Origin of the sequence: Streptomyces sp. NPDC020192, assembly GCF_044388685.1 — a bacterium.
Classification (GTDB): Bacteria; Actinomycetota; Actinomycetes; order Streptomycetales; family Streptomycetaceae; genus Streptomyces.
Window position 1 is genome coordinate 434,168 of record NZ_JBIRXG010000001.1, and the last position, 21,044, is coordinate 455,211.

The window sequence follows — 21,044 nt, forward strand, 5'->3', positions numbered from 1 at the left end:
TCCGCCATCTGGACTGCGCCTTGCGTCACATGCGGGCCGGGGTCAGCGGTTGGTGGCCGCCACCCAGCGCTCCAGCGCCCGCTTCGCCGCGCCCGAGTCGATCGACTCGACGGCCCGGGCCATGCCGGCGCGGAGCTGTTCGGTGAGGGAGGCGTCCGTCGGGTTCAGGGCGACCAGGGCCGCCGCCGAGTTCAGCACGACGGCGTCCCGGACCGGGCCCCGCTCACCGTCCAGCAGCCGGCGGGCGACCTCCGCGTTGTGGGCCGGGTCGCCGCCGCGCAGGGCCTCCACGGGGACGAGGTCGAGGCCGGCCTCGCGCGGGTCGAAGACCTCCTCGGTGACCTTGCCGTCCCTGACGATCCAGACGTGGGACGTGGACGTCGTCGTCAGCTCGTCCAGGCCGTCGTCGCCGCGGAAGACCAGCGCGGAGTTGCCACGCTCCGCGAGCACGCCCGCGACGATCGGCGCCTCCCGCGCGACGGCCACGCCGACCGCCTGGGCCCGTACCTTCGCCGGGTTGGTCAGCGGACCGAGCAGGTTGAACACCGTCCGGATGCCCAACTGGCCGCGGGCGGCGCCCACATGACGCAGCGCCGGATGGAACTTGATCGCGAAGCAGAAGGTGATGCCGGCCTCCTCGGCGACCTCGGCCACCCGCCGGGGCGTGAGGTCGAGGTTGACGCCCAGCTGCTCCAGGACGTCGGAAGCCCCGGAGGCGGAGGAGGCGGCGCGGTTGCCGTGCTTCACGACCTTGGCGCCCGTACCGGCGACGACCAGCGAGGACATCGTGGAGATGTTCACCGTCTTCGCCCCGTCGCCGCCCGTGCCGACGATGTCGACGGTCCGGCCGGGCACCTCGATCACGTTCGCGTGCTCGTACATCGTGCGGACCAGACCGGTGATCTCCTCGACCGTCTGCCCCTTGGCCCGCAGGGCCACCGCGAACCCGGCGATCTGCGCGTCGGTCGCCTCGCCGCGCATGATCCGGTCCATCGCCCACGCGGTGTCGTCGGCGGACAGGTCGTGGCCGCCGAGCAGGCCGTTCAGCAGGGCGGGCCAGGAGCGGCCCGCCGCGGTGTCGCCTCCAGCGGGGGTCACAGCGCTCATGGCAGCTCCTGGGTGTCGTACCTGCGGAATCAGTGGTTGATGCCACCCTATCGGCCCCGGGGCACGGCGAAGGGCCCCGTCCGTAAGCCGGACGGGGCCCCTCAGCGTGGCGTGGCGACGCGGTGATCAGTGGTGGCCGTGGCCGCTGGTGATCTCCTTGTACTCGTCGACGGTGGCCTTCGGGATCTGGTTGTCCTCGCCGTAGTAGGCGCTGGACAGCTTGACCCGCAGCTTCTCCGAGGCCGGGATCTTGCGCTGGACACCGTTCTCGTCGACCGCCGGGCCGACCTGGGCCGGCTCGTACTGGTGGTGAGCCGTGAGCGTGTGCAGCTGCTCCTGGCTGAGCGGCTCGTGCACCTCGATGAACTCACCGTGCGGCAGGCGCTTGATGATGCCGGTCTCGCGACCGTGCAGCACCTTCTCGCGGTCACGGCGCTGCAGACCCAGGCAGATCCGCTTGGTGACGATGAACGCGATGACCGGGCCGACGAAGAAGCCGATCCGGACGAACCAGGTGACGTCGTTGATCGACAGGTGGAAGTGGGTGGCCCACAGGTCGTTGCCACCGCCGACCAGGCCGATCATGTAGATCGTCACCCAGGCGACACCGAACGCGGTACGGGTCGGGGCGTTGCGCGGGCGGTCCAGGATGTGGTGCTCGCTCTTGTCGCCGGTGACCCAGGACTCGATGAACGGGTAGACCGCGATCGCCGCCAGGACGAGACCGAAGAGCACCAGCGGGATGAACACACCCAGGACGAGCGTGTGACCCCAGAGGTTGATCTCCCAGCCCGGCATGTAGCGGACGAGACCCTCGGCGAAGCCCATGTACCAGTCGGGCTGGGCGCCGGTGGACACCTGGTCCGGACGGTAGGGGCCCATGGCCCAGATCGGGTTGATCTGCGCGACGGCCGCGATGGCCGCGATGACACCGAAGACCAGGAAGAAGAAGCCTCCGGCCTTGGCCATGTACACCGGCAGCAGCGGCATGCCGACGACGTTCTTCTCGCTCTTTCCGGGGCCCGCGAACTGCGTGTGCTTGTGGTAGAAGACCAGGATCAGGTGCGCCACCATCAGGCCGAGCATGATGCCCGGCAGCAGCAGGATGTGGATCGAGTAGAACCGGCCGACGAAGTCGTGACCGGGGAACTCGCCGCCGAAGAGGAACATCGAGATGTACGTGCCGACGATCGGGATCGACAGGATCGCACCCTCGGTGAAGCGCACACCGGTGCCGGAGAGCAGGTCGTCCGGGAGCGAGTAACCGGTGAAGCCGGTGAACATGCCGAGGACGAACAGCAGGAAGCCGAACAGCCAGTTGATCTCACGCGGCTTGCGGAACGCGCCGGTGAAGAACACGCGCATCATGTGCACGAACATGCCCGCGAGGAAGATCAGCGCGGCCCAGTGGTGGATCTGCCGGATGAGCAGACCACCACGCACGTCGAAGGAGATGTGCACGGTCGAGTTGAACGCCTCGGACATCAGCTGTCCCTGGAGCGGGACATACGAGCCGTGGTACACGACCTCGTTCATCGACGGGTGGAAGAACAGCGTCAGATAGACACCCGTCAGGATGATGATGAGGAAGCTGTACATGCACACTTCGCCCAACATGAACGACCAGTGGTCGGGGAAGATCTTGCGCATGTTGCTCTTGGCCAGGGAGTAGATCCCCAGGCGGCCGTCGACCCAGTCGGCGACGCGCTCGCCGGCCGGGGCGTTCCCGCGTGCGCGGGAGGTGTCGTTCGCTGTAGTGCTCATCCGCGCTCCCAGAATGCAGGACCGACGGGCTCCTCGAAGTCGCCGAGCGCCTGGAGGTAACCGTCGCTGTCCACGCCGATGCGCAGCTGCGGCAGGGCGTGGCCGGCGGGGCCGAAGATCACTCGGGCACCGTCGGAGAGGTCGAAGGTGGACTGGTGGCACGGGCACAGCACGTGGTGCGTCTGCTGCTCGTACAGCGAGATCGGGCAGCCGACGTGGGTGCAGATCTTCGAGAAGGCCACGATGCCCTGGTGCGACCAGTCGAGCTCGCGCTTGTCCTTGATGTTGTCCGGCTGGAGCCGGATGATCATCAGGGCGGCCTTGGCGATCTCGTTCTGGAAGTCCTCGTTCGTCTCCTCCAGGCCGTCGGGCTTGGCGAAGGTGAGCGAGCCGACGGCGACGTCCTCGGGACGCAGCGGCTGGTTCGTGTTCATGTTGACCAGACGCTTGCCCTTGGCCCACATGGTGTGCCGCAGCTTGGACTTCGGCGCCGGGCCGAGACCGCCGAGCAGGAAGACGGCGGAGAGCGGCATCAGGGTCAGCGCGCCGAACATCGTGTTGCGGATCAGCTTGCGACGGCCGAGACCGGACTCCTCGGCACCCTGGCGGAAGTCCTCCATGACCTTCGCCTTGAGCTCCGGCGAGGCCTCGATCGCGTGCCGCTCGTCGGCCATCTCCACGTCGGACATCAGGGTGCGGGCCCAGTGGACCGCGCCCGCGCCGATGCAGAACAGCGCCGTGCCGAGGGTGAGACCCAGGGCGAAGTTCAGCGCGCTGACGTGGCCGATCGGGAAGACGAAGATCGACTTGTCGTGCGGCACCGCCAGGTAGGCGGCGATGAAGCCGACGGTGGCCAGCATCGACAGCGTGAACAGCAGGGCGACGACGCGCTCGGACCGCCTGGCGGCCCGCTCGTCGATGTCCTGGATACGGTGCTCGTGCGGGGGCAGGCCCGGGTCGGCGAACGGGTTCTTCTCGTCCGCGACGCTCACGGCGGCGTGCGCGTGCTCCTGCTCAGCGGGCAGGTTCTCTTCTGGAATGTCTTGGCTACTCATGACTTCTTGGCCTTTGCGGTCCGAGCGGCGACCCAGACGGCGACCGCGATCAGCGCGCCGAGGCCGAAGATCCAGGCGAACAGACCCTCACTGACCGGCCCGAGGCCGCCCAGCTCCAGACCGCCGGGGTTCTCCGTCTTGTCGCCGTTGACCGCGTTCAGGTACGCGATGATGTCCTTCTTGTTCTTCGACGTCATCGTGGTGTCGGGGAAGGACGGCATGTTCTGCGGGCCCGTCTGCATGGCCTCGTAGATGTGCTTGGGAGCGACACCCTCCAGGCTCGGCGCGAACTTGCCCTTGGTCAGGGCACCGCCCTTGCCGGTGAAGTTGTGGCACTGCGCGCAGTTGGTACGGAACAGCTCGCCGCCCTTGGCGATGTCCGCACCGTCGGGGCCGTACTGGTCCTTGGTGGGGATGCTCGGGCCGGCGCCCAGCGAGGCGACGTACGCGGCGAGCTGGTCGATCTGCGTCTGGTTGTAGATGACCTTCTTGCGCGGGACCTGGGCGCCCTGCGAGGTGGCGGCCGGCATACGGCCCGTGCCGACCTGGAAGTCGACGGCCGCGGCGCCCACGCCGACCAGGCTCGGCCCGTCGGAGGAGCCCTGGCCACCGGTGCCGTGGCAGCTGGCGCAGCCGACCTCGTAGAGCTTCTTGCCCTCCTTGATGGTCAGGGACTGGGAGGTTTCATCGGCCTGTGCCTTGCTCGCGGGTGCGAACGCGGCGTACAGCCCCCCAGTGGCCGCCAGCGCGAGGAGTAGGACGACGACCGCCGCCAGCGGATGGCGTCGTCGTACGGAGAGCTTTTTCACGGATTACCCCGGTGTCAGGATCTTCTGCGTCGATGCTTCTGGATGTGCGGGAGCCGGTCCCGCTACTTGATCAGGTAGATCGTGGCGAAGAGGCCGATCCAGACCACGTCGACGAAGTGCCAGTAGTAGGACACGACGATGGCGGCGGTCGCCTGCTCGTGAGTGAACCTCTTGGCCATGTAGGTGCGGCCGAGGACCAGCAGGAAGGCGATGAGACCGCCCGTCACGTGCAGGCCGTGGAAGCCGGTGGTCAGGTAGAACACCGAGCCGTACGGGTCGGAGGACAGCGAGATGCCGTCGTCCTTCACCAGGCTCGTGTACTCGTAGATCTGACCGCCGATGAAGATCGCACCCATGATGAAGGTGACGATGAACCACATGCGGAGCTTCTTCACGTCACCGCGCTCGGCCGCGAACACGCCGAGCTGGCAGGTGAGCGAGGAGAGCACCAGGATCGTGGTGTTCGTCGCCGAGAAGGGCACATTGAGCGCATCGGCCATGTGCTTCCAGTGCGCCGGACCCGTCACCGATCGCAGGGTGAAGTACATCGCGAAGAGGGCCGCGAAGAACATCAGCTCGGAACTCAGCCAGATGATGGTTCCGACGCTGGTGAGGTTCGGCCGATTGACCGACGGGTGCGCGTGCCCGGTTTCTACTGTCGTTGCTGTCGCCACGACCGACATTATGTCGGTCGCTTATCCCGCCCTCACTCCGGGGGGTGCCGTTCGGAGTGTTGCTGCCCGCCGAACCGGTGTTGACGTGGTGTTCATGGGGACTTCGACGGGAGTAACATCCGGCGCGAACGGCCCTGTCCGTCCCGTCCGTACGACGCTGACGTCACCGGAGGAACCATGCAGCCGACCGCCACCGTGCTGGTCTACAGCGACGACTCCAACACCCGCGAGCAGGTACGGATGGCCTCCGGCCGCAGGCCGGCCCCTGACGTCCCCTTGGTCGAGTTCGTGGAGTGTGCGACGCCCGACGCCGTGCTGCGTGAGCTGGACAAGGGCGGGATCGACGTCTGCGTGCTCGACGGTGAGGCCGTGCCCATGGGGGGTATGGGGGTGTGCCGGCAGATCAAGGACGAGGTGTTCAACTGCCCGCCGGTGCTGCTCCTCATGGGCCGGCCGCAGGACGCGTGGCTGGCCACGTGGAGCCGCGCCGATGCCGCGGTCACCTTGCCGGTGGACCCTGTGGAGTTCGCCGCCTCGCTCGCTTCTCTGCTGCGGCACAAGCGGTTGTTGAGCGCCTAGGGGTGCGGGGCGCGAGGCGCCCCTTCGGGGCGCTTCACCTCACAGCGCCGTCGGCTGGAGCCTTACCACCTGTCCGGGTGCCTGGCCGTTCGTCGTGCCCTTAGTCAGGGCGCTGCCCGTGGCCCACTTCTTCCAGTCGACGTTCCAGTCGCCGAAGCCGTTGCCGAAGGGTTCCATCTGCCGGCCGCCCGAGTTGACGACCCTGACGATGTCGCCCTCGCGGACGGTGTTGAAGAACCACTGGGCGTTGGACGTACTCATGCCCGTGCAGCCGTGGCTGACGTTCGCGTAGCCCTGTGAGCCCACGGACCAGGGCGCGGCGTGGACGTACTCGCCGGACCAGGTCACCCGGGTGGCGTAGTAGACCGGCAGGTCGTAGGAGTCGGAGGTGCCCGCGGCGATGCCGACCGTGGTGCCGCGCATGCGTACGAAGTACTGCTTCTCCAGGACGACCTTGACGCCGTTGCGGGTCTCCCAGCCGGGCCTGCCGGTGGTGATGGGGATCTGGTTGATCACCTTGCCGTTCCGGTAGACCGTCATCTGGTGGGACGCGGCGTCCGTGACGGCCTCGACCCGGTCACCGATCGTGAACTTCAGCGGCTTGGAGGCGCCGCCCCACAGCCGGTCGCCGATCTTGATGCCGTCCAGGTTGCTGTGCACCGAGACGGTGGTGTGGACGGGCCAGTACTCCTGGGGCCGGTAGTGGAGTTCCTTGCCGCTCACCCAGTACCAGGAGCCCGGCACGGCCGGCGTGGAGTCCACCCTGAGGGCACGCTCGATGACGGCACGCTGCGCCTTGTCCTTGATCTCCTGGTCGAGTTCGGCGGTGACGGGCTGTCCGACCCCGTACTCGCCCGCGTCCGGGCCCAGCTTGACGTTCAGCCGCTTCTGCGCGGCGGGCCGGCTGGTGTCGACCGTGACGACCTTGCGGCCGGGCGCGCCGCCCTCGTCCTCGGTGCTCACCGTGACCGTGTAGTGGGCGTTGGCGGCCAGCGGGGAGGTGCTGTGCCATCGGCTGCCGTCAGCGGCGAGTTCGCCCGCCACGTAGCGCCCTGCGGCGTCCTGGACGGTCACGTCGGTGATCCGGTCGTCATCGCTCGTGGCGGTGACCTCCAGGGGCTTGTCCGGGTCGGCCCGCTTTCCCTCACCGGTGGGGCCGCTGAAGGAGATCAGGCCCGCCGCGTCGTACGGCTTGTCCGCCAGGGGGTTGCCGTCCGAACCGCAGGCGGTGAGGCTCGCGCCGAGGGCGGTCGCCAGCAACGTGCAGCCGACGACGGTGCGGGTCCGCGGAGTGTGGTTCATACGATCACGCTATGAGGCGTTCACCCCATTTGCGCGTCATGTAACCCGTCCGAGGGATCGGCACTCCGGCAGACGAAGGACAGGGCACCCGGAAAGGCCGGAAGCCCGGACCCTCCTGATGGAGTGTCCGGGCTTCCGTGCGTGTTCCCGTGTGCTACTGGGTGCGGTTCTCACCGTGGTAGTACTCGAACACCCAGCCGAACAGGCCGATCACGATGAACGGCGCGGAGAAGTAGATCAGCCACCAGCCGACCGCGATGCTGAGGAAGGCGATCGCACCGCCGAAGCCCAGCATGAGCGGCTGCCAGCTGTGCGGGCTGAAGAAGCCCAGCTCGCCCGCGTCGTCCGCGACGTCGGCCTCCTTGTCGTCCTGGGCACCCGCGTCGACCCGCCGGGCCGTGAAGCCCAGGTAGAAGCCGATCATGACGCTCAGGCCGAAGGCCAGGAACAGTGCGGTGGTACCGGCCGGCTCCTTCGACCACACGCCATACACGATGGCCATGATCAGGATGAAGACGCTCAGCCAGATGAACATCCGACCCTGGATCTTCACTTGCCGGCCTCCTTGCTGCCCTCGACGGCGGTGCCGTGACCGGCGTACTCAAGCTGCTCGAGAGCGGCGATCTCGGGGTGGTGCAGGTCGAACGCCGGGGATTCGCTGCGGATCCGCGGCAGGGTGAGGAAGTTGTGCCGCGGCGGCGGGCAGGACGTCGCCCACTCGAGCGAGCGGCCGTAGCCCCACGGGTCGTCGACCTCGACCTTCTTGCCGTACTTGGCCGTCTTCCACACGTTGTAGAGGAACGGCAGTATCGACAGGCCGAGCAGGAAGGAGCTGATGGTCGAGACCGTGTTCAGGGCGGTGAAGCCGTCGGCCGCCAGGTAGTCGGCGTAACGACGCGGCATGCCCTCGGCACCCAGCCAGTGCTGGACCAGGAAGGTGCCGTGGAAGCCGATGAACAGCGTCCAGAAGGTGATCTTGCCGAGGCGCTCGTCCAGCATCTTGCCGGTCATCTTCGGCCACCAGAAGTGGAAGCCGGAGAACATCGCGAAGACGACCGTACCGAAGACCACGTAGTGGAAGTGGGCCACCACGAAGTACGAGTCGGAGACGTGGAAGTCCATCGGCGGCGAGGCCAGGATGACACCGGTCAGACCACCGAACGTGAAGGTGATCAGGAAGCCGGTCGCCCAGAGCATCGGCGTCTCGAAGGACAGCGAGCCCTTCCACATCGTGCCGATCCAGTTGAAGAACTTCACACCGGTCGGTACGGCGATCAGGAAGGTCATGAAGGAGAAGAACGGCAGCAGCACACCACCGGTGACGTACATGTGGTGGGCCCACACCGTCACGGACAGACCGGCGATCGCGATGGTCGCGGCGATCAGACCCATGTAACCGAACATCGGCTTACGGGAGAACACCGGGATCACTTCGGAGATGATTCCGAAGAATGGCAGCGCGATGATGTACACCTCTGGGTGTCCGAAGAACCAGAAGAGATGTTGCCAAAGTAGTGCGCCGCCATTTGCGGCGTCGAATACATGGGCACCGAACTTGCGGTCCGCCTCCAGGGCGAACAGCGCGGCGGCCAGCACCGGGAAGGCGAGCAGGACCAGCACACCGGTCAGCAGCACGTTCCACACGAAGATCGGCATGCGGAACATGGTCATGCCCGGGGCACGCATGCAGATGATCGTGGTGATGAAGTTGACCGAGCCGAGGATGGTGCCGAAGCCGGACATGGCCAGACCCATGATCCACATGTCGGCGCCGACGCCCGGCGAGCGGACCGCGTCCGACAGCGGCGAGTAGGCGAACCAGCCGAAGTCGGCCGCGCCCTGCGGGGTGAGGAAGCCGCCCACCGCGATGAGCGAGCCGAACAGGTACAGCCAGTAGGCGAACATGTTCAGCCGCGGGAACGCCACGTCGGGCGCGCCGATCTGCAGCGGCATGATCCAGTTGGCGAAACCGGCGAACAGCGGCGTCGCGAACATCAGCAGCATGATCGTGCCGTGCATCGTGAACGCCTGGTTGAACTGCTCGTTCGACATGATCTGCAGGCCCGGCCGGGCCAGCTCGGCGCGCATGAGGAGCGCCATCACGCCGCCGATCAGGAAGAACGCGAACGACGTCGTCAGATACAGCGTTCCGATGGTCTTGTGGTCGGTGGTCGTCAGCCACTTCACCACGACATTGCCGGGCTGCTTGCGCCTGACCGGCAGCTCGTTCTCGTACGAGTCCTCAGCTGCGGCGGCACCCTGGGGTTCGTTGAGGATGCTCACAGGTTGTTCGTCTCCCGGTTCTTCTCGTGGCTCGTCTGCGCGATGCCGGCGGGAATGTAACCGGTCTGCCCCTTCTTGGCGAGGTCCTGGAGGTGCTTCTGGTACGCCGCCGGGGAGACGACCTTCACGTTGAACAGCATCCGCGAGTGGTCGACGCCGCAGAGCTCGGCGCACTTGCCGAGGAAGGTGCCCTCATGGTTCGGAGTCACCTGGAACGAGTTGGTGTGGCCCGGGATGACGTCCATCTTCATCAGGAACGGCACCACCCAGAAGGAGTGGATGACGTCACGAGAGGTGAGGACGAAGCGGACCGTCTTGCCCTTGGGGAGCCAGAGCGTCGGACCGGGGTTACCCGTCTGCGGGTTCCGCGTGGCGGGCGTACCGGCGTCGTAGACACCGCCGGCGCCGGCCGGGAAGTCCTTCTTGAACCGGTCCGGAATGGCGTCCAGGTTCTTGTCCGTCTTGGCGTCGCCGGGGACCCCGGGGACACTCTCGACGTAGTTGAAGCCCCAGCTCCACTGGTAGCCGACCACGTTGATGGTGACGTCGGGCTTCTTGGACAGGTCCAGGAGCTTCGACTCGTCCCGGGCCGTGAAGTAGAAGAGCACCGAGATGATGATGATCGGGACCACCGTGTACAGGGCCTCGATCGGCATGTTGTACCGAGTCTGCGGAGGTACCTCGACCTTGGTGCGGCTGCGCCGGTGGAAGAAAGCACTCCACAGGATCAGGCCCCACACCAGCACGCCGGTGGCCAGCGCGGCAGCCCAGGAGCCCTGCCACAGGGAGAGGATCCGCGGAGCCTCTTCCGTGGTCGGGGTGGGCATGCCAAGGCGGGGGAAGTCCTTGTATGTGCAACCGGTTGCGGTCGCCAGGACCAGGCCCGCGGTCAGTGCCTGCAGCAGCTTCCGCCGCATCGGGCGCCGCGGCGAGCGGTCGGAGCCGTTGGGACTCACGTAGCGCCTTCCCGAGAGTCTCGCCCGCGCGGTCGGCTGCGGCCTTCTCGCTGGTCGGTCGCCGCCCTGCGGCGGGCAGGGGTTTGGATGTTTATGCGGACCAAACCCTAGCCGACGCCCTCCGGGGGTTCGCGGGGAGGGGTGCCTACTAACTCGGGTGGTTCGCTGAATTGGCGGCTGCGGGTCCGTCGTGGCTGGTCGCGCAGTTCCTCGCGCCCCCTCGGGACGCTGCCCTGACCGGCGGTTTAGCGTTGCCGTATGGCCTACTTTGACGCTGCTTCCGCCGTTCCCCTCCATCCCGTGGCCCGTCAGGCGTTGTTGGCCTCTTTGGATGAGGGATGGGCCGATCCTGCACGGCTGTACCGGGAGGGACGCAAGGCCCGGATGTTGCTGGATGCGGCGCGGGAGGCAGCTGCTGAGGCCGTGGGGTGCCGGGCGGACGAGGTGGTGTTCACCTCCTCTGGCACTCGGGCCGTACATACGGGTGTCGCGGGGGCGTTGGCCGGAAGGCGGCGGGTCGGACGCCACCTGATCGTGTCAGCCGTCGAACACTCCTCCGTACTCCATTCGGCGGAGTTGTTCGAGGCGGACGGCGGGACGGTGACCCAGGTGGCCGTGGACCGAGCCGGAGTCGTGGACCCGTCGGCCTACGCGGCTGCCCTGCGGGAGGACACCGCGCTGGCCGTGCTCCAGTCGGCCAACCACGAGGTGGGGACCGTGCAGCCGGTGGCCGAGGTCGCCGAGGTCGCCCGGGCGGCCGGGGTGCCGCTGCTGGTGGACGCGGCGCAGTCGCTGGGGTGGGGGCCGGTCGAGGGCGCCTGGTCGCTGCTCACGGCCAGTGCGCACAAGTGGGGCGGGCCGTCGGGGGTGGGGCTGCTCGTCGTCCGCAAGGGGGTACGGTTCGCCGCTCAAGGGCCGGTCGACGAGCGGGAGTCGGGGCGGGCCGCCGGGTTCGAGAACCTCCCGGCGATCGTGGCGGCCGTGGCCTCACTGCGCGCGGTACGGGCCGAGGCGGCCCAGGAGGCGGTACGGCTGCGGGAGCTGACGGCGCGGATCCGGGCGCGGGTGCCGGAGCTGGTGCCGGACGTGGAGGTGGTGGGCGACCCGGAGCGCCGGCTGCCCGGGATCGTCACGTTCTCCTGTCTCTATGTCGACGGGGAGACCCTGCTGCACGAACTGGACCGCGAGGGCTTCTCGGTGTCGTCCGGTTCGTCGTGCACGAGCAGCACGCTGACGCCCAGCCATGTGCTGAAGGCGATGGGGGTGCTGAGCGAGGGCAATGTCCGGGTGTCCCTGCCGGCCGGGGCGGCCGAGGAGGACGTGGAGCGCTTCCTGGCGGTGCTGCCGGGTGCCGTGGCGGGCGTCCGGGAGAAGCTGGGCGCACCGGCCCCCGAGACGGCCGTGCACGCCGAGGAACTCGTCGTCGACTCGCTCGGCAAACGCTGCCCGATCCCGGTCATCGAACTGGCCAAGGTGTTCGGCCAGGTACCGGTGGGCGGCACCGTACGGGTCCTCTCCGACGACGAGGCCGCCCGGCTGGACATCCCGGCGTGGTGCGAGATGCGGGGGCAGGAGTACGTCGGAGAGGAACCGGCGCAGAGGGGTACGGCGTACGTCGTACGCCGGGTGAGCTGAGCGCCCCGAAGCGGCTCAGCTCAGGTGGGCCTGGACCTCGGCGGCCGCATCGTCGCCGTACGCCTTCGTGAACCGCTCCATGAAGTGCGCCCGGCGCAGCTGGTACTCCTGCGTGCCCACCGTCTCGATGACCAGCGTGGCGAGCATGCAGCCCACCTGCGCCGCGCGCTCCAGCGAGACACCCCAGGCGAGTCCCGACAGGAACCCGGCGCGGAAGGCGTCGCCGACGCCCGTGGGGTCGGCCTTGCGGTCCTCCTCGGGGCAGCCGACCTCGATCGGGTCCTCGCCGGCCCGCTCGATGCGCACGCCCCGCGAGCCGAGCGTGGTGACGCGGTGGCCGACCTTGGCCAGGATCTCGGCGTCGCTCCAGCCGGTCTTGGTCTCGATGAGGCCCTTCTCGTACTCGTTGGAGAACAGGTACGTCGCCCCCTCCATCAGCACGCGGATCTCGTCGCCCTCCATGCGGGCGATCTGCTGGGAGAAGTCGGCGGCGAAGGGGATCGCGCGGGAGCGGCACTCCTCCGTGTGGCGGAGCATGCCCTCCGGGTCGTCGGCGCCGATGAGGACCAGGTCGAGGCCGCCCACGCGGTCCGCGACGGTCTTCAGCTCGATGAGGCGGGCCTCGCTCATCGCGCCGGTGTAGAAGGAGCCGATCTGGTTGTGGTCGGCGTCGGTGGTGCACACGAAGCGGGCGGTGTGCAGGGTCTCGGAGATCCGGACCGACTCGGTGTCCACGCCGTGCCGTTCGAGCCAGGCGCGGTACTCGTCGAAGTCGAAGCCGGCGGCGCCGACCAGGATCGGCTTGGTGCCGAGCTGGCCCATGCCGAAGGCGATGTTGGCACCGACGCCGCCGCGGCGCACGTCGAGGTTGTCCACGAGGAAGGAGAGCGAAACCGTGTGCAGCTGGTCCGCGACGAACTGGTCGGCGAAGCGGCCGGGGAAGGTCATGAGGTGGTCGGTGGCGATGGAGCCGGTGACTGCGATGCGCACGACGGGCATTCTCCTGCGGGAGGCTGGATTGACAGTTCACGCTACCCGCTCGGGCGACGGCGCTGTAGTTGGCAAAACTACCCGATAGTAGATCTTTCTTCGCGCGCTCGGCCGTGCTTACGGTGCCGTCATGACGAACCTCAAGGTCCACTCTCCCGCCCCGGCCGACCTCGAGGGCGACCTCGCCGCGCTGCGCGTCGACTGCGCCCGGATGGCACCGCACTGGGCGGTTCCCGCGCACGCCGAGTCCCGGCCGGTGCCGCCGTCCCTGATCCACGGGGTGTCCGTGCCGGCGCGCTCCGCGCGGCTGCTGGACGCGATGTCCGACTACGGCGACTGACGCGGGGCGCACTCGACGGGAACCGCGCGCTCCCCTCCCGCGTCCCATCGCCGTCCCCCACGCGGGGGAGGCGGGATACGACCAGCGAGGAGCGATGCGGTGAACACCGAGCGACCCGAGAACCGCGAGCACCCCGAGGACTCCGAGGCGTCCGAGACCGCAGAGGCCGCAGAGAGCGTCGAGAGCCACGGGGGTCCTGAGAGCGACGGGGACGGCGCCGGTGGCGAGCGGGCTGGGTGGCGTCGGTCCCGGTTCGCCGTCCTCTCCGTGGCCGCCGCCGTGCTGCTGGTCGGCGGTGGTGGCGCCTATGTCGCGGCGAGCAGCGGTGCGGGCGGCCGTACGGACGGCGGATCCGGCGCGGCCGGTGGGAGCGCCACTCCCCCGCCGCTGGCCCTGGACGGCTGGCGCGGTGACCCGTACGGCGCGACGTACGTCGCCCCGGGCGATCTGCCGGCCGGCCCCGGCTCCGCTCCGGTGTACGTGCCGAAGGGCGAGGTCGGCAAGGACGCGGTGGCGCGCCTCGCGCGGGCGCTCGGTGTCGACGGGACGCCGGTGGCCGAGGGCGGGATCTGGCGGGTCGGCGGCAAGGACGGCACCGGCCCGAGCCTCACGGTGAACCGGGACGCGCCGGGCAGCTGGACGTTCAGCCGGTATGCGCCGGGCACCGACAACTGCAAGAAGGGTGTTCTGTGCGCACACGACCCGATGGGCCCGACGGGCAGCCCGGTGACTGTGTCCCGGGCGACCGCGGCCGCGGCTCCGGTGCTGAAGGCGGCCGGGCTGGACGACGCGAAGATCGACGCGAGCCAGGTCATGGGCGTTCAGCGGGTGGTCAACGCCGAGCCGGTGGTCGGCGGGCTGCCGACGTACGGCTGGGCCACCGGGCTGACGGTCAGCGCGCAGGGTGAGGTGGTCGGCGGGCACGGGCTGCTCGGGACGCCGGTGAAGAGCGACACGTACCCCGTCCTGGGCGCGGCGAAGACGCTGAAGCTGATGAACACGGCACCGAAGGGCGACCACCGGATGGGGATCGGCGGCTGCGCGCATCAGGTGCCGCTGAAGGACCGGTTCGAGCAGCCCTGCGGAGCGTCCACGTCCGTGCCCAAGGCGGGGGCGGACGCCGGTACGGACACGGTCACCGTCGACAAGGCGGTGTTCGGGCTGGCCGCGCACTCCGTCGCCGGGCGGCAGACGCTGGTGCCGTCCTGGCTGTTCCAGGTGCGGGGCGACTCGGCGGGCGGTGCGTACACGGTGACGTATCCGGCGGTCGATCCGGCCTATCTGGGGTCGGCCACGACTCCCTCCGGCGGGCCGAGCACGGCGCCGGAGCCGCACACCGTGAAGGTCGAGGGCTATACGGCCGACGGCCGGGACCTGACCGTGAGCTTCTTCGGCGGGGTGTGCGCCGACTACTCGGCGGCGGCGAAGGAGAGCGGCGACAAGGTGACCGTCACCGTCACCGCACGGCCCTGGCCGGACAAGGTGTGCGTGATGATCGCCAAGGAGTACGTGAGGACCGTCCGGCTGAACGCGCCGCTGGACGGGCGGACGGTGGTCGGCGCGGACGGGAGCAGGATCCCCCAGGGGAAGCCCGGGGCGCTGCGTCCGGGCGCATCGGCGCGGACGCGCTGACGCGGCGAGGTACGACGAAGGCGGCGGCCCCCTTGAAGGAGGCCGCCGCCTTGTGCGTCAGGCTGTTACGTCAGGGCCGTCGGCTCAGCTGAAGGAGTCGCCGCAGGCGCAGGAGCCGGTCGCGTTCGGGTTGTCGATCGTGAAGCCCTGCTTCTCGATGGTGTCCACGAAGTCGACGGTGGCGCCGCCCAGGTACGGAGCGCTCATGCGGTCGGTGACGACCTTGACCCCGCCGAAGTCCTTCTCCACGTCGCCGTCGAGCGAGCGCTCGTCGAAGAAGAGCTGGTAACGCAGGCCGGAGCAGCCGCCGGGCTGGACGGCGACGCGCAGCGCGAGGTCGTCGCGGCCTTCCTGGTCGAGCAGGGCCTTGACCTTGGCCGCGGCGGCGTCGGTCAGGATGATGCCGTCGGTGACGGTGGTGGTCTCGTCCGATACGGACATCTACATCTCTCCCGGGTTGTACGGAGACTGCTTGCCGACGATTGCAACCGGCAAGGCCGCGGATTCATTCCGGGCCGGGCGCCTGTCTTTCGGCTCCTTCCTCATGCTCGCACATGGCCTCCGGAGCGGAAAACGCCTCATGGGGATTCACGTCACATCGACGTTATGGCCATCGTCAAAGTGACGTGAACCAGTTATGATAGATAGCGTCAGTTAGACGAAAAGTAGAAAGGGTGCGTGTCGTGACCACCGCCCAGACCCCGGAGCTCGACGTGCAGCCGACTCCGCTCGCCCTGCTGCTGCTCGGCCGTGAGGCCGACCCGAAGAGCGAGCGGGGCGTCGAGTGTCCCGGTGACCTGCCGTCGCCCTCCGACCCGGACCTGGTCGAGCGCGCCCGCGCGGCCAAGGAGAAGCTCGGCGACAAGGTCTTCGTGCTCGGCCACCACTACCAGCGCGACGAGGTCATCCAGTTCGCCGACGTCACGGGTGACTCCTTCAAGCTGGCCCGGGACGCGGCCGCGCGGCCGGAGGCCGAGTACATCGTCTTCTGCGGTGTGCACTTCATGGCCGAGTCGGCCGACATCCTCACCTCCGACGACCAGAAGGTCGTCCTGCCCGACCTCGCCGCCGGCTGCTCCATGGCCGACATGGCGACGGCCGAGCAGGTCGCGGAGTGCTGGGACGTGCTGACGGAGGCGGGCGTCGCCGAGCAGGTGGTGCCGGTCTCGTACATGAACTCCTCCGCCGACATCAAGGCGTTCACCGGTAAGCACGGCGGCACGATCTGCACGTCGTCCAACGCCAAGCGTGCGCTGGACTGGGCCTTCGAGCAGGGCGAGAAGGTGCTCTTCCTGCCGGACCAGCACCTCGGCCGCAACACCGCCGTCCGGGACATGGGGATGTCCCTGGACGACTGCGTGGTCTACAACCCGCACAAGCCGAACGGCGGTCTGACGGCGGACCAGTTGCGGGCCGCGAAGATGATCCTGTGGCGCGGGCACTGCTCGGTGCACGGCCGGTTCAGCCTGGACTCGGTGAACGACGTGCGCGCCCGCATCCCCGGCGTGAACGTGCTGGTCCACCCGGAGTGCAAGCACGAGGTGGTCGCCGCCGCGGACTACGTCGGCTCGACCGAGTACATCATCAAGGCGCTGGAGGCGGCCCCGGCCGGTTCCAAGTGGGCCATCGGCACCGAGCTGAACCTGGTCCGCCGGCTGGCGAACCGTTTCGCTCCCGAGGACAAGGAGATCGTCTTCCTCGACAAGACGGTCTGCTTCTGCTCGACCATGAACCGCATCGACCTGCCCCACCTGGTCTGGACCCTGGAGTCCCTGGCCGAGGGCACCCTGGTCAACCGCATCGAGGTCGACAAGGAGACAGAGGCCTTCGCCAAGCTGGCCCTGGAGCGGATGCTCGCCCTGCCGTAGGCGCACGAACACGAAGGGCCGGGTCTCCGCGAGACCCGGCCCTTCGTCATACCGTCAGACTCCGGCAGGCTCCGGCATCTCCTCCGCCTTCGCCTCCTTCTTCGCCGCCCGCTTCTTCGCCCGGCGTTCCTTGCGGAGCTCCAGCATGGCGTAGAGCGTCGGGACCAGGAGCAGGGTCAGCAGGGTCGACGTGATCAGGCCGCCGATCACCACCACCGCCAGGGGCTGGGCGATGAAGCCGCCCTCGCCCGTGACGCCCAGGGCCATGGGGAGGAGGGCGAAGATCGTCGCCAACGCCGTCATCAGGATCGGGCGGAGGCGGTGGCGGCCACCCTCGATCACGGCCTCGACGACGCCGTGGCCCTGACCGCGGTACTGGTTGATCAGGTCGATCAGCACGATCGCGTTCGTCACCACGATGCCGATCAGCATCAGCATGCCGATCATCGCCGGGACGCCCATCGGAGTGCCGGTGGCGACCAGGAGGCCGATCGCGCCCGTCGCCGCGAAGGGGATGGAGACCAGGAGGATCAGGGGCTGGGCCAGCGAGCGGAAGGTCGCGACCAGGAGCATGAAGACGATCGCGATCGCCGCCAGCATGGCCAGGCCCAGGTTCTTGAACGCGTTGTTCTGGTCCGACGTCACGCCGCCGATCTCGGCCGAGGCGCCCGTCGGCAGCTTCAGCGCCTTGATCTTCGACTGGAGCTTGGTGCTGATCGCACCGGTGTTGTCACCGGTCGGCTTGGCCGTGATCGTCGCGGCCCGTCGGCCGTCGATCCGGGTCAGCGACACCGGGCCGTCCACCACCTTCACCGTGGCGATGTCGCCGAGCCTGGCCGGGCCGACGCGCAGGTTCTTCAGCTGGTCCAGGGTGGTGGCGGGCTCGGCCGACCGCACCACGACATCGCGCTCGGTGTCGTCGAGGATCGCCTTCGCCGCCGTCGTACCGCGCACCGCCTCGGCGACCAGCGCGCCGAGCTTCTGGTCGTCGAGACCGGCCGCGGCCGCCTTGGCGTTGGCCTTGACCGAGATCCGCGGCACGCTGGTCGCGAGGTCGCTGGTGACGTCCGTGACGCCGTCGAGGCCCGCGACCGTGGCGCGGACCTGGTCCGCCGCCGTCCGCAGCGCCTGCGGGTCGGCCGCCTTGACCACCACACTCAGGTTCTGGTTGCCGAAGCCGTCACCGGCCGACACGGTGGCCGTACCGATGCCCTCGAGCTTCTTCAGGCCGTTCTCGAGGTGCTTCTGGACGTCGTCGTACGACTTCGAGTCCTTCAGCATGACCTGGTACGACGCCTGGTTGGTGTCCGTGCCGCCGCCGAAGGCCGCCATGAAGCCGGAGGAGCCGACGGTGACCTGGTAGTCCTTGACGCCCTTGGTGGAGGCGATCAGCCGCTCGACCTTCTTCGCCTGCGCGTCCGTGGCCGCGAGGCTGGTGCCGGGCTTCAGCTCCTGCTTGACGGTGAGGACCTCCTGCTCGCTCTGGTCGAAGAAGTTGGTCTTCAGCAGGCCGCCCATGCCGAACGTCACCACCAGGACCACGATCGCGATCAGGACACTGGTCAGCCGACGGCGCGTGGCGAAGCGCAGGACGGGGACGTAGGCGCGCTGGAGGCGGCTGTTCGCCTCCTTCTCCTCGGCCCTGCGGCGGGCCTCCGCCGCGTCGTCCGGGGTGCCCTTGGGGGCGCGCAGGAACCAGTACGACAGGACCGGTACGACCGTCAGCGACACCAGCAGGGAGGCCAGCAGGGCCGCCGTCACGGTGATGCTGAACGAGCCGAACAGGGCGCCCACCATGCCGCCGACCAGGCCGATCGGCAGGAACACGGCGACCGTGGTGAGGGTGGAGGAGGTGACCGCGCCGGCCACCTCGCGGACCGCGGTGATGATCGCCGTCTGCCGCTCCTCGCCGTAGCCGAGGTGGCGCTTGATGTTCTCCAGGACCACGATCGAGTCGTCGACGACCCGGCCGATGGCGATGGTCAGCGCGCCGAGCGTGAGCATGTTCAGGGACAGGCCGCGCGTCCACAGCACGATCAGGGCCAGCACCACCGACAGCGGGATGGAGACCGCCGTGACCAGGGTCGAGCGGATCGACGCGAGGAAGACCAGGATGACGAGGACCGCGAAGAGCAGGCCGAGCGCGCCTTCCGTCGTCAGGCCCTTGATGGACTTCGACACGGCCGGGCCCTGGTCGCTGACGACCGTGAGCCGGGCGCCGGAGCCGAGCTGCTCGCGCAGGCCGGGCAGCTTGTCCTTGACGGCGCCCGAGATGGTGACCGCGCTGCCGTCGTGGTCCATGGTGACGTTGACGGCGAGGCTGGGCCTGCCGTCGGTGCGGGTGAGGGAGTCGGCCGGGGCCGGCTGCTCCTTGACGGTGGCCACGTCACCGAGGCGTACGGGCTTCTCCCCGCTCGCGCCGGTGACCATCAGGTCCTGGATCTGCTGCAGCGAGGTGAACCCGCCGCCGACCTGGACGGTGCGGTTGGCGCCGTTCTCGTCGAAGGAGCCGGCCGGGACGGTCGCGCCGCCCGCCTGCAGGGCCGGGCCGAGGGCGGCGGGAGTGAGACCGGACCGGGCGAGCTTCGCGTCGTCCGGGGTGACCGTGACCTGGAGGTCGCGCACGCCGGTGACCTGGACGCGGCCGACGCCGGAGATGTCCTTCAGGGCCGGTACGACGGTCTTGTCGAGCTGGTCGGCGAGGGCCTGCTGGTCCTTGTCGGAGGTGGCGGCGAGGACCACGGTCGGCATGTCGTCGGTCGAACCGGAGATGACCTGCGGGTCGACGTCGGACGGCAGCTGGTTGCGGGCCCGGTTGACGGCCTGCTGGACGTCGGAGACGAGCTGCTTGGTGTCGTTGCCGTAGTCGAAGGACGCCATGATCACGGCGTTGCCCTCACTGGCCGTGGAGGTGACGGACTTGACGCCGTCCACGCCCTGGAGGTTGTTCTCGATCGGCTCGACGACCTGCTTCTCGACGACGTCGGGCGAGGCGCCCCGGTACGGCGCGATCACCGACACCATGGGCAGGTTGATGGTGGGCAGCAACTGCTGCTTGATCTGGGGTATCGCGATCAGCCCGAAGACGAGCGCGATGAGCGACATCAGACCGACCAGGGCCCGTTGGCGCAGGCTGAATCTCGACAGCCAGGACATGGATCAGGGACTCTCTTCCGTGAGTCTGTGAGCGGCAGACCTCATCACCCTCACCCATCACGGAGAGCCGAACCGTAGGCCCAGAGTCCATTTCCTTATCCGGGCCCTACTCCGCCCGCAGTACGCCCGGGTGGAGACCGCAGTACGCCACGGGTGGACCCGGGTGGAGATCAGTCCGTCCTCGGCCGGACCAGACCCGACTCGTAGGCGATCACCACGAGCTGGGCCCGGTCGCGGGCGCCCAGCTTGGCCATGGCCCGGTTGACGTGCGTCTTCACCGTCAGCGGGCTGACCTCCAGACGCTCGGCGATCTCGTCGTTGGAGTGGCCGCCGGCGACCTGGACGAGCACCTCCCGCTCCCGTCCGGTGAGGGCGCCGAGCCGCTCGGAGCGGGCGGGGTCGCGGCCGTCGTCGCCCTGGGCGAGGAAGCGGGCGATCAGCCCCTTGGTGGCGGCGGGCGACAGCAGGGCCTCACCGCCCGCCGCGACCCGGATGGCGTTCAGCAGTTCCTCGGGCTCGCTGCCCTTGCCGAGGAAGCCGGAAGCGCCCGCGCGCAGGGCCTGGACGACGTAGTCGTCGACCTCGAAGGTGGTCAGGATGACCACGCGGACGTCCGCCAGGGAGGGATCGGCGCTGATCAGCCGGGTGGCGGCGAGGCCGTCGGTGCCCGGCATCCGGATGTCCATGAGGACCACGTCGGCGGCCTGCTCCTTGGCCAGCCGGACCGCCTCCGCGCCGTCGGAGGCCTCGCCGACCACCTCCATGTCGGGCTCGGAGTCGACCAGCACGCGGAACGCGCTGCGCAGCAGGGCCTGGTCGTCGGCGAGCAGGACACGGATCGTCATGCGGGCTCCCCCGGGGCCGTCGTACGGGTCTCGGTTCGAGTCCTTCGTA

18 protein-coding genes are annotated in these 21,044 nt (G+C 68.8%); 5 read left to right on the forward strand and 13 right to left on the reverse strand.

Translation table 11 applies throughout. The features are described 5' to 3' along the window. Positions 1 to 42: 42 nt before the first annotated feature. The 5 genes from trpD to ACH47Z_RS02060 form a co-directional block, all read right to left on the reverse strand. Positions 43 to 1,107: an anthranilate phosphoribosyltransferase gene (gene trpD, locus ACH47Z_RS02040; RefSeq protein ID WP_399069489.1), complete on the reverse strand. Its 1,065-nt coding sequence runs from the start codon at positions 1,105 to 1,107 to the stop codon at positions 43 to 45. Positions 1,108 to 1,233: 126 nt separating this feature from the next. Beyond that, the gene (locus tag ACH47Z_RS02045) at positions 1,234 to 2,871 is read right to left on the reverse strand and encodes a cytochrome bc complex cytochrome b subunit (protein WP_399069491.1); all 1,638 of its coding nucleotides are present in this window, start codon (positions 2,869 to 2,871) and stop codon (positions 1,234 to 1,236) included. After that, positions 2,868 to 3,926, reverse strand: a complete 1,059-nt coding sequence (locus tag ACH47Z_RS02050) for a Rieske 2Fe-2S domain-containing protein (protein WP_399069493.1) — start codon at positions 3,924 to 3,926, stop codon at positions 2,868 to 2,870. The genes ACH47Z_RS02045 and ACH47Z_RS02050 overlap by 4 nt, the downstream gene beginning before the upstream one ends. After that, positions 3,923 to 4,735, reverse strand: coding sequence for a c-type cytochrome (locus ACH47Z_RS02055; RefSeq protein ID WP_399069495.1), 813 nt, complete (start codon positions 4,733 to 4,735; stop codon positions 3,923 to 3,925). Before ACH47Z_RS02055 ends, ACH47Z_RS02050 begins: the two co-directional genes overlap by 4 nt. A gap of 62 nt (positions 4,736 to 4,797) precedes the next feature. Then, entirely contained in the window at positions 4,798 to 5,418 is a 621-nt protein-coding gene (locus ACH47Z_RS02060; RefSeq protein WP_399069497.1) for a heme-copper oxidase subunit III, read from the reverse strand. Between the two features lie 168 nt (positions 5,419 to 5,586). On the opposite strand from ACH47Z_RS02060, the gene ACH47Z_RS02065 reads away from it, so the two are divergent. Next, positions 5,587 to 5,988, forward strand: a complete 402-nt coding sequence (locus ACH47Z_RS02065; RefSeq protein WP_399069499.1) for a hypothetical protein — start codon at positions 5,587 to 5,589, stop codon at positions 5,986 to 5,988. A gap of 39 nt (positions 5,989 to 6,027) precedes the next feature. Here the strand turns inward: ACH47Z_RS02065 and ACH47Z_RS02070 are convergent, their stop codons facing one another. The 4 genes from ACH47Z_RS02070 to coxB form a co-directional block, all read right to left on the reverse strand. Next, positions 6,028 to 7,290 carry an Ig-like domain-containing protein gene (locus tag ACH47Z_RS02070; protein WP_399069500.1) on the reverse strand — a complete coding sequence of 421 codons (1,263 nt, stop codon included), beginning with the start codon at positions 7,288 to 7,290 and terminating at the stop codon, positions 6,028 to 6,030. Between the two features lie 154 nt (positions 7,291 to 7,444). Further along, complete coding sequence (locus ACH47Z_RS02075) at positions 7,445 to 7,843, reverse strand: cytochrome c oxidase subunit 4 (RefSeq protein WP_031166647.1); 399 nt, start codon at positions 7,841 to 7,843, stop codon at positions 7,445 to 7,447. After that, positions 7,840 to 9,573, reverse strand: coding sequence for a cytochrome c oxidase subunit I (ctaD, locus tag ACH47Z_RS02080; protein WP_399069502.1), 1,734 nt, complete (start codon positions 9,571 to 9,573; stop codon positions 7,840 to 7,842). Before ctaD ends, ACH47Z_RS02075 begins: the two co-directional genes overlap by 4 nt. After that, positions 9,570 to 10,529, reverse strand: coding sequence for a cytochrome c oxidase subunit II (gene coxB / locus ACH47Z_RS02085; protein WP_399069503.1), 960 nt, complete (start codon positions 10,527 to 10,529; stop codon positions 9,570 to 9,572). The genes ctaD and coxB overlap by 4 nt, the downstream gene beginning before the upstream one ends. Before the next feature lie 258 nt (positions 10,530 to 10,787). Between coxB and ACH47Z_RS02090 the strand changes: the two genes are divergently transcribed. After that, a complete protein-coding gene (locus ACH47Z_RS02090; protein WP_399069505.1) occupies positions 10,788 to 12,164 on the forward strand; it encodes a cysteine desulfurase/sulfurtransferase TusA family protein in 1,377 nt (458 codons plus the stop codon). Positions 12,165 to 12,179: 15 nt separating this feature from the next. Here the strand turns inward: ACH47Z_RS02090 and ACH47Z_RS02095 are convergent, their stop codons facing one another. Next, positions 12,180 to 13,154, reverse strand: a complete 975-nt coding sequence (locus tag ACH47Z_RS02095; RefSeq protein WP_399069507.1) for a carbohydrate kinase family protein — start codon at positions 13,152 to 13,154, stop codon at positions 12,180 to 12,182. A 130-nt stretch (positions 13,155 to 13,284) separates the two neighbouring features. Here ACH47Z_RS02095 and ACH47Z_RS02100 point away from each other — a divergent pair, with 130 nt between their 5' ends. Together ACH47Z_RS02100 and ACH47Z_RS02105 are read left to right on the forward strand one after the other, a co-directional pair. Further along, a complete protein-coding gene (locus ACH47Z_RS02100) occupies positions 13,285 to 13,494 on the forward strand; it encodes a hypothetical protein (RefSeq protein ID WP_399069509.1) in 210 nt (69 codons plus the stop codon). 99 nt (positions 13,495 to 13,593) lie between these two features. Next, a complete protein-coding gene (locus ACH47Z_RS02105) occupies positions 13,594 to 15,126 on the forward strand; it encodes a hypothetical protein (protein WP_399069510.1) in 1,533 nt (510 codons plus the stop codon). Positions 15,127 to 15,210: 84 nt separating this feature from the next. Here the strand turns inward: ACH47Z_RS02105 and ACH47Z_RS02110 are convergent, their stop codons facing one another. Continuing rightward, the gene (locus tag ACH47Z_RS02110; RefSeq protein WP_023551351.1) at positions 15,211 to 15,567 is read right to left on the reverse strand and encodes an iron-sulfur cluster assembly accessory protein; all 357 of its coding nucleotides are present in this window, start codon (positions 15,565 to 15,567) and stop codon (positions 15,211 to 15,213) included. 242 nt (positions 15,568 to 15,809) lie between these two features. Between ACH47Z_RS02110 and nadA the strand changes: the two genes are divergently transcribed. Next, positions 15,810 to 16,994, forward strand: coding sequence for a quinolinate synthase NadA (nadA, locus tag ACH47Z_RS02115; protein WP_399069512.1), 1,185 nt, complete (start codon positions 15,810 to 15,812; stop codon positions 16,992 to 16,994). A gap of 54 nt (positions 16,995 to 17,048) precedes the next feature. Here the strand turns inward: nadA and ACH47Z_RS02120 are convergent, their stop codons facing one another. Both ACH47Z_RS02120 and ACH47Z_RS02125 read right to left on the reverse strand, forming a co-directional pair. Further along, entirely contained in the window at positions 17,049 to 20,150 is a 3,102-nt protein-coding gene (locus ACH47Z_RS02120; RefSeq protein ID WP_399069514.1) for an efflux RND transporter permease subunit, read from the reverse strand. 170 nt (positions 20,151 to 20,320) lie between these two features. Continuing rightward, complete coding sequence (locus tag ACH47Z_RS02125) at positions 20,321 to 20,995, reverse strand: response regulator (protein ID WP_399069516.1); 675 nt, start codon at positions 20,993 to 20,995, stop codon at positions 20,321 to 20,323. Positions 20,996 to 21,044: the final 49 nt, after the last annotated feature.